The sequence below is a fragment of the Nonomuraea recticatena genome (genome assembly GCF_039533245.1).
Taxonomy (GTDB): Bacteria; Actinomycetota; Actinomycetes; order Streptosporangiales; family Streptosporangiaceae; genus Nonomuraea; species Nonomuraea roseola.
Window position 1 is genome coordinate 1 of the sequence record NZ_BAAATE010000072.1, and the last position, 9461, is coordinate 9461.

The following is a 9461-nucleotide window of genomic DNA, read 5'->3' on the forward strand; positions in this document are numbered from 1 at the left end:
CGGAAGCTCCGCTGCTGCCCCCTCAAGACTGGGCACCTGTGCAAGGCCATCGCCGTTCTGCAGAACTACGAAGTCGCCCGAGGATGAAAAGAGGTCACTGTCCTGCAGAACTACGAACTCGCCCGAGGATGAAAAGGGCACCAGCGGTTCGCCCCATGGGGTATACCCCCCATGGGGCGCGCTTGCAAAAGTTGCCGGGCATTCAGGCTCTCTGACCTCCTTAGTCTTGCTGCTGTTGCTGCTGTTGCTGCTGTTGCTGCTGTTGCTGCTGTTGTTGCTGCTGCTGTTGCTGTTGTTGCTGTTGCTGTTGCTGTTGCTGCTGCTGCTGTTGCTGTTGCTGCTGCTGCTGCTGCTGCTGCTGCTGCTGTTGCTGTTGCTGCTGTTGCTGCTGTTGCTGTTGCTGCTGCTGCTGCCGGTCGTGGCCCCGCTGTCGGCACCTCCGGGGATTCGGATGGAACCTGCATGGGTGGGTGGCGGACTCTGCGACCTGTGTTACCGGCTGAGCCGCCGGAGCTGCGATCGCCGACTGCGCCGGCATCGTCACTGGGACGACGAGGGCAGCGGCTATCAATGCACCCCCAGCAAAAGCTTCCCTGAACATGGAGATACTCCGACCGTGATGAGATTCGCCCACGCCAGAATGGATGGGCTTAGAGAGTGCCGAATCGGTTTCCCGGGAACGCCGATCGGCGTTTCGACCGTGGAGCCCAGCGGGTCGCGTTCTTACTGCGGTCGTCCAGTCGGCATTTCGCCATAATGACGCCCCAATGGATACTCCCGAAACACCACCTTAGTAAGAGGAAACCGGCGAGGTTACCACCAATAGGCAAAACCTAGTGTTCGATCGGCCCTCACCTACGCCCGATCGTTTACCGTATCTGTGAACAACCGCCCATTCGGGTCCGCTTGCCACATCTTCGCCATCCAGCTCATCCTGGCGACAAAGACCTCATCCTCGCGGCCGAGTTACCGAGCCACGGCTCCCACTCCACACGTCGCTACCCCTGCCCACCGAAGCCGACAGGACAGCCGCCTGGACGCCCCCATCACCGATCGCCAGAAGGCCGGAGCCGAGTGCCGCTGGCTCACAGCCGATCCTCGGCAGCCACGGATCCACAAGTTGGCGGCGGCATGACGCTCGCCGTAGCAGGGACACCTCTGCGCGGCTCGCGGGGTGGCCCTGTCACGCGAGGCAGCGCCGACCGGGGCGGATGGCCGACCGGGGCTGACGGCCCCTCCGCGTGTACCTGGTGACAGCTTCGTCGATGACAGACGACCAGAGGAGAGCGCCGCGGTCGGCCCGCAGGTCGGCCGGGACCTGCGACAGGCCACCTCAGGCCTTGCCCGGATCGCCCCCCGACCGGCTCTTGCGGTATCCCATGGGGCGCGCCCGGACCACGGCAGCACCTTCGCTTGCACCGGCGGCACCACCCGATGCCGAGTTGCAGGGGCGGCGTACCTGGAGCTATTACCGCGGCGACGTCCCCTCCGCCGAACCCTCCACGCACCGCCTCATCGACACCGACGAAGTCGGGGGCGTTGATCTGCGACGGGCACGCCGCCGACGCGCGCGACCGGCTGATCGGCGGCAGCATCGACCTGCTCGCGCCATGGGTGAGGCTCCCGTCGGATGCCGGACGGCTTCGCCTTGACGAGTCCATCGAGAGGCCGGACACGATCCGAGCCGGACATCGCCAGAGCGCGACTGACGGATACCGCGCAAACTACGCTGCGCCCCTCCCTGCGGGGCAACTGGCCAAAGCCATTCCCGTTCTACAACTCAGAGAAGCTCGCCGAAACGGGCCCAATGCGATAAGTATCCCTTTCACCCCTTTTAAGATGCTAACACCGAAGAGTGACTAAATAGTTAATTGTCCCTTTTGTGTGACCTCATTCCGCTCCGCCATGCCGCATCATCCTTAAAGCCCGCGAGGAGGGGCGGGAAAAGAGCCGATCAAGCACTTTCCATGAGTCTGCCGCAGGCGGGAGCGGTCGCTTGACGTGACGGCGCGCCGAGCCGGCCGCGGAGAACTCGGCGATGCCCTCCCCCAGAGAAGGGCGGGCACGCGCGGCCGAGAATTCAGCTTGGTCAAGCACGAAGCTGGTTACACAAAGAAGCGGGCAATGTCCGTTTATTTGCTGATTGTCGGGATATCTACGCTCTGTGCAAGATAATCCTTCGGCGTTACGTTGAGCCTTATTCAGGCTATTTTGGCGAGGCCGCCCAAGCAGGGCCGATGCACCTCTCCCGGATCCCCGGCAGGGTTGCTGTGACCTCCAGTCCACCAGACCAAGAGGGCACCGACTGGCGGGTCACCCCTGCTGAGCTGCGGCGATGAGCCGAAGAGGCTTATCAGGCGTTTTCCAGTGATTTGGCGATTAGCCATGCTGGGTCAAATCGAGTTTCAGGAGGGAATCACGCAATGAACAAGCTCAAGGGTGTCGTCACAGCGGCCGCCGTATGCTGCGTTCTGAGCGCCGGCACCGTGGGGCTTGGCGCCGCGACGGCCAGCGCGGCCAGCGCAAGCACCACCTCCACCACCAGCACCGCCTTCAGCACCCGCTGGGGCGGCTGCGGTCACGGCGGCTGCGGTCACTGCCGCTGTCTGTTCCACCGGTTCAAGAGGCAGCTGCATCGTCAGTTCCAGAAGCAGATCCAGAGGCAGACGCAGAACCAGGCGCAGAACATCCACGTCCACGTGAGCCCTGGTGCCGACGCCGTCACCGGGCAGCGGGTCGAGAAGGAGGCCAGGCAGCAAGCTGACGCCGACGCAAGTAGCGGCTCCGGCGCCGACACGTAACCGCGCGGACGCGGACGCCGAGGCCACAAAGCGGATCGAGGTTAAGATCAAGGACACGTACGAGCAGGAACTGCGCAACAGGCTCAAGGCCGAGCCGCGCGGAAGCTCGAGGCCGCGCTCGCCGGCGACGCGGCCCACGTCTGATCCGAGACGGGCGACAAAGTGGCCTCCTGCTAAGCGGCAGCGAGTGCTGAGCTCCTGATCAGGTTCCAGCTTGCCTTCATGCTCAGTTCCACCGCTGAGGCTGGAAGAGCATCGGCAGATGGCGGCCGCCGCTGGTCCTGGACTGCTCGCCGTACTGAGCTGCCCGACGCAGCCGTGCGGGATCGTCGCGAAACCACCCGATGCCGATCTTGCGAGGCGAGCAGAGCAGGCCTCTGACGGCCCCCGTCTCGTGGTCGTGGTCAACAGCGAACCGCGCGTTCATCGCCCACTTGTGGGTACGCGCGCGGTTCGCCTTCGGGCTTTCAGTGTTCGCGCACCGCCACCTCATCGACCCCCGGCTTTTGGCTTGCTCCGTACCTTGGTGGGGCCGCACACCGAGCAGAGCGCGGTCCGCGCGTTGGTGTCGTGGTTGCTGAGCCGATGGAACTGACGTGGGGATGCGTCGGTCACCATCTAGTTCCTCTCGTTGGGGGTAGGGCGGCAGCACCGCTCTACGGCCACCGAAAGGTACGGCCCGAGTGAGGATGAGGGCATCAGCGCGCCTCATGACCTCCTCGGCAGATCCGGCTCGCCCGAACTGTTGGGCGCGCTCGTCACGGCGCGAGAGCTGCACAATCAGGTGGTGGCTGCCGAGCCGGAAATTCAGCAGTCCGCTCGCGCCGGCGAGTTTGGTACGGGGTTCGACGAGGAGAGCTTGCGCCGCGGCATTGAGATGGTCCCGTCGTGCGACGTGGGCACGAGTTTGATGCGGCGTTGGAAGCCTGGTGAGGCGGGGGCACATCGGGGTGGCGCGGCCATCATCTCCGCGATCGTCGACGTCCGCCGTATCGGCTACCGGGGAGACCTTACATCGGGCGACGTCCGTGCTCTCTACCGACATTACCTGCCGGGCGAGGCCGCAGATCCCCGGCGATGGACGCGTGGCGTGCACCGGCGGGACCACCGCCGTCTAATCCGACGGTCGCAGGTTCGAATCCTGCAGGGCGCGCTTCTCCACCTGCGGAAACTCCAGCCGCGCCCGCGCGCTGGGACGGCATGGGGCAAATATGAGGCAAAGCTGACTCAGCCGCCGAGCGGCCTGTACCGCTTCAAAACTCATCCGCATGGCCTGAGCTGGCGTTTCTTCGGCTCAGGATCACCGCACTGTGCCTATAGGACCCTGCTGGTTAACTCGTTTCAGGCCGTCAGGGCTGGTTCGAGTCGGGCCAGGTGACTGGTGCGTTTCCGCTCCAGAGGGTGACCACCCCACCAGGAGTTCAGCCGGATGAGGTTGATGGCGATGGCGGAGATGATGTGTTCGGGGTGGACTTTCTTGATGCCGCGGTAGCGGGCGCGGCGCAGGCCGGTGACCGTGACGGCTTGGTGGATGGTGGCCTCGATACCGCACCGAGCCCTTTTCATCTTGAGTAGCGGCCCTCTTCGACGAGCTGCAGGACGAGAATCGCCTGCACGAGTGCGGTCGCACGATGCGGGCAACAGCGCAGCTTGGTCAACACCTTCCAGCCCTTCAGGGTCGCAACGGCGCGTTCGCCGATGGCCCGGATGCGAGCGTGGGCGCGATTGACGTCCCGCTGGCCGCGAGACAGCCAGGGCCGATGGCGATGCCGCTTGAACGGTGTCCGAATCGTGCCGCCGGCGCCTTGATAGCCCTTGTCCGCGAAGGTCTTGACACCCCGACGCTGGTCAAGGCGTCGATCAGGCCGACCGCCCGGGCCGCGGTGACGTCGTGAACGGCGCCTGGCAGCGCAGGCGAGGCCCACACCAGCCGGCCAGCCGGGTCGGCCAGCAGTTGCACGTTCATTCCATGTTGTTTGTGTTTGCCGCTGTAGTACGGTCGCTCGTCGGCGAGGCGGTCGATCGGGATGAGGGTGCCGTCCAGGATGGTGTAGGCCAGCTGGGCTGCGCGCTTGACGGCGGCGTGCACGTTCTCGGCCAGCGCCGCCAGCAGGTCCACGCCTTCGCGGACGTAGCGCCAGGCCGTGGTGGTACCGATGGCGAAGCCAGCGCCAAGGCGAGCGTAGGTGTCGCCGTTACGCAGGTGGGCCAGGACCAGCAGCGCTTGTCGAGCCGGGTCTAACTTCCGCCACCGCGAGCGGCCTTCGGCGCGCCGTGTGCGGATGAGTTCGGCCAAGCGGATGAGGGTGTGGTTGGACAGAGGAATCGAGGCACGGTAAGACAGCAACGAGGCTCCCGGTCGGGGCATCGGATCTTGGTCGACTGCTGTCTTAAAGGTGTCCAGGAAGTGCTCTTCTGTGCTTGCGGGCAGGTGACCTGCCGTCGTTCCCAGTCGATGGTGAAGGCGGTGCGGTCGTAGCCATTGCGGGTGCGGGCTTGGACGGAGTTGTCGCTCCGCAACGGCGTGATCAGCCTCACCTGGTGCTGCCGGCGGCGGCGGCGACCAGTTCGGCGGAGGAGTAGCCGGCATCCATGTAGTGCTCGGCGGGCAGAAGGCCGCGCCGGTCCAGGTGCTGGTGGATGGTCTCGGTCATCGCCGTGTCGGGCACGGTGGCGTCGGTGGTGGCCACGTTCGGGATCAGGTTCGGCATGTCGAGGTCGGTGCCGAGGTCGGTGCCGCCGGTGTCGGCGAGGATGTCTTGGGGTCGGCGCTGCGCCGGCAGGTTTCGCTGATGTGCACCTTGTAGCCGTTCCACATCAGCTCGCTGCCCTTGGCCGCCCAGCGGGCATCGAGGTCATAGGGCGAACTCAGCCAGTATCTGCCCGGCGGCAGGCCCTCGCCGCCCGATGCGAGGCCCTGCCGCCGTTTGATCACCTGCCGTCCCCGCCGATCGGTAGTGCGCACATAGTGCTGGATCAGCATGACGCGCAGCGTGTCGACGGCCGGCAGATGGCGCAGCCAGGTCGGCCGACAAGGCTCAGGAGCAGGTTCACGATCGTGCGCGGCCGACCATCAGGGGGCTGCACGCTCCCGCTCGGCCGCCGCCGAGCGGGAATCCAGCTCGGCATCGGCCGCGAGTGCCGAGGCGAGCAGTTGAGTGTCCCGCAGGTCCAGCCCCAGGCCAAACCGGTACAACGCGTCGATCGCCTCTTCCCATCCTTCAGCTGGCCCACGATGACCGCCGTGTCGCGAGCGGACAACGTGGCCGCAGATCAGCTGAATCGTCCAACCGGGGGTTATTCGTGATGGTCGGTCGCTGAGGCGTTGATGTCGGTGTGGCCGGAACCAGCCTCGCGGCCAGCCAAGGCCTGAGCTCAAGCCAAGACCGCGTGCCGACCATCTGTCACCTTGCCGTGCTCAGGCGATGGTTTCCTGGCCGTCCTGCACCACGAACTCGCCGGTACCGGTGGTGCCGAACTCGGCCTGACGCAGGGTGAGCGAGACCGCGCCCGCGCCCCCCTTCAGCACCTCCGACTCGGTGATCCGGTGTGGCGCCGTCGGCGAACAGGCGCTTGCCGTCACCCACGACGACGGGGAACTGGAGCACCCTGTAGGTGTCGACGAGTCCGGCGTCGTGCAGGGTGCGCACCAGCTGCCAGCTGCCGTGCACCTGCAGCTCACCACCCGGCTGCTCCTTGAGCCGGCGGACCTGCTCGACGATGTCGCCGCGCAGCACCGTGGTTTTGCCCCAGGCCGCGTCGGCGTCGGAGAGCGTGTTGCTGACGACGTGCTTCTGCCAGGTGTTGAGGGCAGTGGCCACGATGTTGTCCGGATCGGTGACCTGCGACCAGTAGGTGCGCATCTTCTCGGAGCACCATCTCCGCCGAACCCTCACCCGTTACCTGGCGCACTACAATACGGCCCGACCTCACCGCGGCATCGGACAGTTGTCCCCATTGCAAGCCGAAACAGGCGCGCCACCCCCCGTCGATCTGGCAGACAAACGAGTCCACTGCAGAGCCATCCTCGGGGGCCTCATCAACGAGTACCGGATCGCCAGCTGAAACCGTCGAGAACCGGCAGGTCAGGTACCGAATCCTATTATTGAGCCTCACAGGCGACGTCGACTCCTTCGTCGACGCCATGGCGTGGCTGGTCGGCCGCATGCTGGCCGACACCAAGCACTTCTACCGCAGCTACACCACCGCCGAACTGGACAGGTCACGACCGCGCGCCCGCGCAGCTCCACGGGCGTGCGCGCCCGCGAGATGAACCTCTACCGCCGCTACTTCGACCTGGTCGCCGCCGGCCGTGAAACCATCGAGGGTTAAAAGGGCGTTCCAATATCGTCCCTTGTTGCGTCTTCTGCCGCACTACATCCTGATCAAGCCGCGCGACCCGGCGCACGCCGGCACGCGACCTCGCTCAAGGAGAGAAGACCAATGGAGATCAAAGTTCACACCTTCGTCAGCCTCGACGGCGTCATGCAGGGCCCCGGCGGGGTCCAGGAGGACCCCAGCAACAACTTCCAGCGCGGCGGCTGGCTCGTGCCCCACTCCGCCGACGGCCAGCTCGACCCCGTCGACGGATGGTTCAGGCAGGCCGACGCCATCCTCGTGGGGCCGCAAGAGTTGAGGATGAGCAGGCTGTCCAGGAGTTCGCGGCGTAGGGTGCCGATGATCCTTTCGCAGTGCGCGTTCGCTTTCGGGGCCTGCGGCGGACTCTTGATGACCTGCAGGCCAGCGTCCGCGAAGACCGCGTCGAAGGCATCGGTGAACTGGCCTGTAGCGCGTCAAAACTTGCGCCCATGGTCTGAGCTGGGGTTCTCCGGCCGGGCTATGCAGCTCGGCGGTACTCGTTGATCGCTCCTCCGAGTACCTTGTGGCGTTCGATTCGGCCTTGCGTTGGTACCACAGCCGCGTCATCCCAGCTCACGCCGCGATGACCGGCTGTCGTACCCGCCCGGGCCGGTCACACAGGAGCGCCGCCGAACCCGATCTCGTTCCCGTCGGGATCGCGGTAGGTGGCCTTGCGCACGCCGTTGGAGTAGGTCTCACGCTCAACGGGTTCGAGTCCCCGCTCAGCGATCTGTGCCACGAGCGCCTCGAAGTCGTCGACGAAGATCGTGTGCATGGCGTGACCGGCGTGCTCAGGCCGCTGCTCGATGAACACGGCCCGATGTTCCGCGAGCTCCCACACGGCCTCCGTGTCGCTCGCGACGAACGTCGGCGGGGAGCCCAGCAGCTGTTCATACCACTTCAGGGCCGCCGCGTACTCGGTGACCGGAATTCCTGCGTACAAGTCGAGGGCCATGCCGTGATCCTAAAGAATCCCTGACTCCCGTGCAGGCCAGCCGTCCCCTTGCGTCGCATACGCCCAGCTCAGCTACCGAATGGCGGCTGCCGTACTAGTGTTATGCGCCTGAAATTCGACGGATAAGTTCCTATGCTGCTGTGCATGGGACATCCAGGTCCGTCTGCCGTAGAGATCGAGTTGACCGACGTCGAACGCGCCCGGCTGCAGGGTCTGACGGCGGAGGCGTCGGGATTGGCGAGTCGTGCGCGGATCGTGTTGGCCTGCGCCAAGCCCGGAGCCAGCAATGCGCAGGTGGCACGGGAACTCGGGACTACCGTGACCACGGTGCGCAGGTGGCGGGCGGCCTTTGCCCGCGGCGGGATGGACGCCCTGCTCGACCGGCCCCGGACGGGGCGGCCGAAGGCTGAGCTGACCGTGACCGCCCAGGAGCGGGCGACGCTGCAGAGATGGTCACGGCGGGCGAAATCGTCGCAGGTCTTGGCAATGCGCTCGAAGATCGTGTTGGGGTGTGCGGACGGCAAGGACAACAAGCAGATCGCGTCGGAGTTGCGGGTGCACCCGGACACGGTCTCCAAGTGGCGCTCCCGGTTCCTGCGGCTACGGCTGGACGGGCTGATCGACGAACCACGCCCGGGCAGGCCGCCATCGATCAGCCTGGACCAGGTCGAAGAGGTGGTGGTGGCCACCCTGGAGGAGGTGCCGAAGAACGCTACACACTGGTCGCGGGCGTCGATGGCCAAGCGCAGCGGGCTGTCCAAGTCGACCGTCGGGCGGATCTGGCGCGACTTCGAGCTCAAACCGCACCTGGCCGACACCTTCAAACTCTCCACCGATCCGCTGTTCGTAGAGAAGGTCGTCGACGTCGTCGGGCTCTACCACGACCCGCCCGAGCGCGCGGTGGTGCTGTGTGTGGATGAGAAGTCCCAGATCCAGGCCCTGGACCGTTCGCAGCCGGTGTTACCGATGATGCCCGGTATGCCCGAGCGGCGCACCCACGACTACGTCCGCAACGGGATCACCAGCCTGTTCGCCGCCTTCAACATCGCCGACGGCACGGTCATCGGCGAGTTGCACCGCCAACATCGCGCCGCCGAGTTCAAGAAATTCCTGGTCACCATCGACAAGACGGTGCCGGCCGACTTGGACATCCACCTGATCTGCGACAACTACGGCACCCACAAGACACCGGCGATCAAGGCGTGGCTGGCCCGTCATCCACGCTTCCACATGCACTTCACCCCGACCGGGGGGCTTCCACCCGAAGACTGGACACGGCTTATGCAGCTGATGCCAGCGTAGATGATGTTGAGTGGAAGGCTGTCTCGTAGGTCTGGGGAGCTCGT

General features: G+C 65.5%; 11 protein-coding genes and 3 pseudogenes. 7 read left to right on the forward strand and 7 right to left on the reverse strand.

Annotation, left to right across the window (positions count from 1 at the left end):
- Positions 1-226 precede the first annotated feature (226 nt).
- Entirely contained in the window at positions 227-757 is a 531-nt protein-coding gene (locus tag ABFX50_RS49625; protein ID WP_346158078.1) for a hypothetical protein, read from the forward strand.
- 1666 nt (positions 758-2423) lie between these two features.
- Positions 2424-2801 carry a hypothetical protein gene (locus tag ABFX50_RS49630; protein WP_346158082.1) on the forward strand — a complete coding sequence of 126 codons (378 nt, stop codon included), beginning with the start codon at positions 2424-2426 and terminating at the stop codon, positions 2799-2801.
- Positions 2802-3027: 226 nt separating this feature from the next.
- On the opposite strand, the gene ABFX50_RS49635 is transcribed toward ABFX50_RS49630, so the two are convergent.
- From ABFX50_RS49635 to ABFX50_RS49660, 6 genes and pseudogenes are all read right to left on the reverse strand, one after another.
- Positions 3028-3228 carry an endonuclease domain-containing protein gene (locus ABFX50_RS49635; protein ID WP_346158084.1) on the reverse strand — a complete coding sequence of 67 codons (201 nt, stop codon included), beginning with the start codon at positions 3226-3228 and terminating at the stop codon, positions 3028-3030.
- A gap of 914 nt (positions 3229-4142) precedes the next feature.
- Positions 4143-4367, reverse strand: a complete 225-nt coding sequence (locus ABFX50_RS49640) for a transposase (RefSeq protein ID WP_346158087.1) — start codon at positions 4365-4367, stop codon at positions 4143-4145.
- A pseudogene (locus ABFX50_RS49645) lies at positions 4364-5148 on the reverse strand (transposase family protein). The gene ABFX50_RS49640 and the pseudogene ABFX50_RS49645 overlap by 4 nt, the downstream one beginning before the upstream one ends.
- Positions 5149-5335: 187 nt before the next feature.
- The gene (locus ABFX50_RS49650) at positions 5336-5512 is read right to left on the reverse strand and encodes a hypothetical protein (protein WP_346158090.1); all 177 of its coding nucleotides are present in this window, start codon (positions 5510-5512) and stop codon (positions 5336-5338) included.
- Entirely contained in the window at positions 5500-5784 is a 285-nt protein-coding gene (locus tag ABFX50_RS49655) for a hypothetical protein (protein ID WP_346158092.1), read from the reverse strand. The genes ABFX50_RS49650 and ABFX50_RS49655 overlap by 13 nt, the downstream gene beginning before the upstream one ends.
- A gap of 421 nt (positions 5785-6205) precedes the next feature.
- Positions 6206-6664, reverse strand: coding sequence for a dihydrofolate reductase family protein (locus tag ABFX50_RS49660; RefSeq protein ID WP_346158095.1), 459 nt, complete (start codon positions 6662-6664; stop codon positions 6206-6208).
- On the opposite strand from ABFX50_RS49660, the gene ABFX50_RS51705 reads away from it, so the two are divergent.
- From ABFX50_RS51705 to ABFX50_RS49670, 3 genes are all read left to right on the forward strand, one after another.
- A complete protein-coding gene (locus ABFX50_RS51705; protein ID WP_428834739.1) occupies positions 6657-6866 on the forward strand; it encodes an integrase core domain-containing protein in 210 nt (69 codons plus the stop codon). The genes ABFX50_RS49660 and ABFX50_RS51705 overlap by 8 nt on opposite strands.
- Before the next feature lie 40 nt (positions 6867-6906).
- Positions 6907-7074: a hypothetical protein gene (locus ABFX50_RS49665; protein WP_346158105.1), complete on the forward strand. Its 168-nt coding sequence runs from the start codon at positions 6907-6909 to the stop codon at positions 7072-7074.
- Between the two features lie 170 nt (positions 7075-7244).
- Positions 7245-7664 carry a dihydrofolate reductase family protein gene (locus tag ABFX50_RS49670; RefSeq protein ID WP_346158108.1) on the forward strand — a complete coding sequence of 140 codons (420 nt, stop codon included), beginning with the start codon at positions 7245-7247 and terminating at the stop codon, positions 7662-7664.
- A gap of 109 nt (positions 7665-7773) precedes the next feature.
- On the opposite strand, the gene ABFX50_RS49675 is transcribed toward ABFX50_RS49670, so the two are convergent.
- The gene (locus ABFX50_RS49675) at positions 7774-8115 is read right to left on the reverse strand and encodes a VOC family protein (protein ID WP_346158111.1); all 342 of its coding nucleotides are present in this window, start codon (positions 8113-8115) and stop codon (positions 7774-7776) included.
- Positions 8116-8259: 144 nt separating this feature from the next.
- On the opposite strand from ABFX50_RS49675, the pseudogene ABFX50_RS49680 reads away from it, so the two are divergent.
- Positions 8260-8565 (forward strand): annotated as a pseudogene (locus ABFX50_RS49680) (helix-turn-helix domain-containing protein); the annotation flags it as partial.
- Positions 8557-9363: pseudogene (locus ABFX50_RS49685) on the forward strand (IS630 family transposase); the annotation flags it as partial. The pseudogenes ABFX50_RS49680 and ABFX50_RS49685, both read left to right, overlap by 9 nt.
- Positions 9364-9461: the final 98 nt, after the last annotated feature.

What these genes read in the sequence shown, in the direction of transcription:
- ABFX50_RS49675 (WP_346158111.1), bottom strand. Translation starts at nt 8,115, where the DNA reads ATGGCCCTCGACTTGTACGCAGGAATTCCGGTCACCGAGTACGCGGCG.
- ABFX50_RS49670 (WP_346158108.1), top strand. Translation starts at nt 7,245, where the DNA reads ATGGAGATCAAAGTTCACACCTTCGTCAGCCTCGACGGCGTCATGCAG.
- ABFX50_RS49640 (WP_346158087.1), bottom strand. Translation starts at nt 4,367, where the DNA reads ATGAAAAGGGCTCGGTGCGGTATCGAGGCCACCATCCACCAAGCCGTC.
- ABFX50_RS49630 (WP_346158082.1), top strand. Translation starts at nt 2,424, where the DNA reads ATGAACAAGCTCAAGGGTGTCGTCACAGCGGCCGCCGTATGCTGCGTT.
- ABFX50_RS49660 (WP_346158095.1), bottom strand. Translation starts at nt 6,664, where the DNA reads ATGCGCACCTACTGGTCGCAGGTCACCGATCCGGACAACATCGTGGCC.
- ABFX50_RS49635 (WP_346158084.1), bottom strand. Translation starts at nt 3,228, where the DNA reads ATGAACGCGCGGTTCGCTGTTGACCACGACCACGAGACGGGGGCCGTC.
- ABFX50_RS49650 (WP_346158090.1), bottom strand. Translation starts at nt 5,512, where the DNA reads ATGCCGAACCTGATCCCGAACGTGGCCACCACCGACGCCACCGTGCCC.
- ABFX50_RS49655 (WP_346158092.1), bottom strand. Translation starts at nt 5,784, where the DNA reads ATGCTGATCCAGCACTATGTGCGCACTACCGATCGGCGGGGACGGCAG.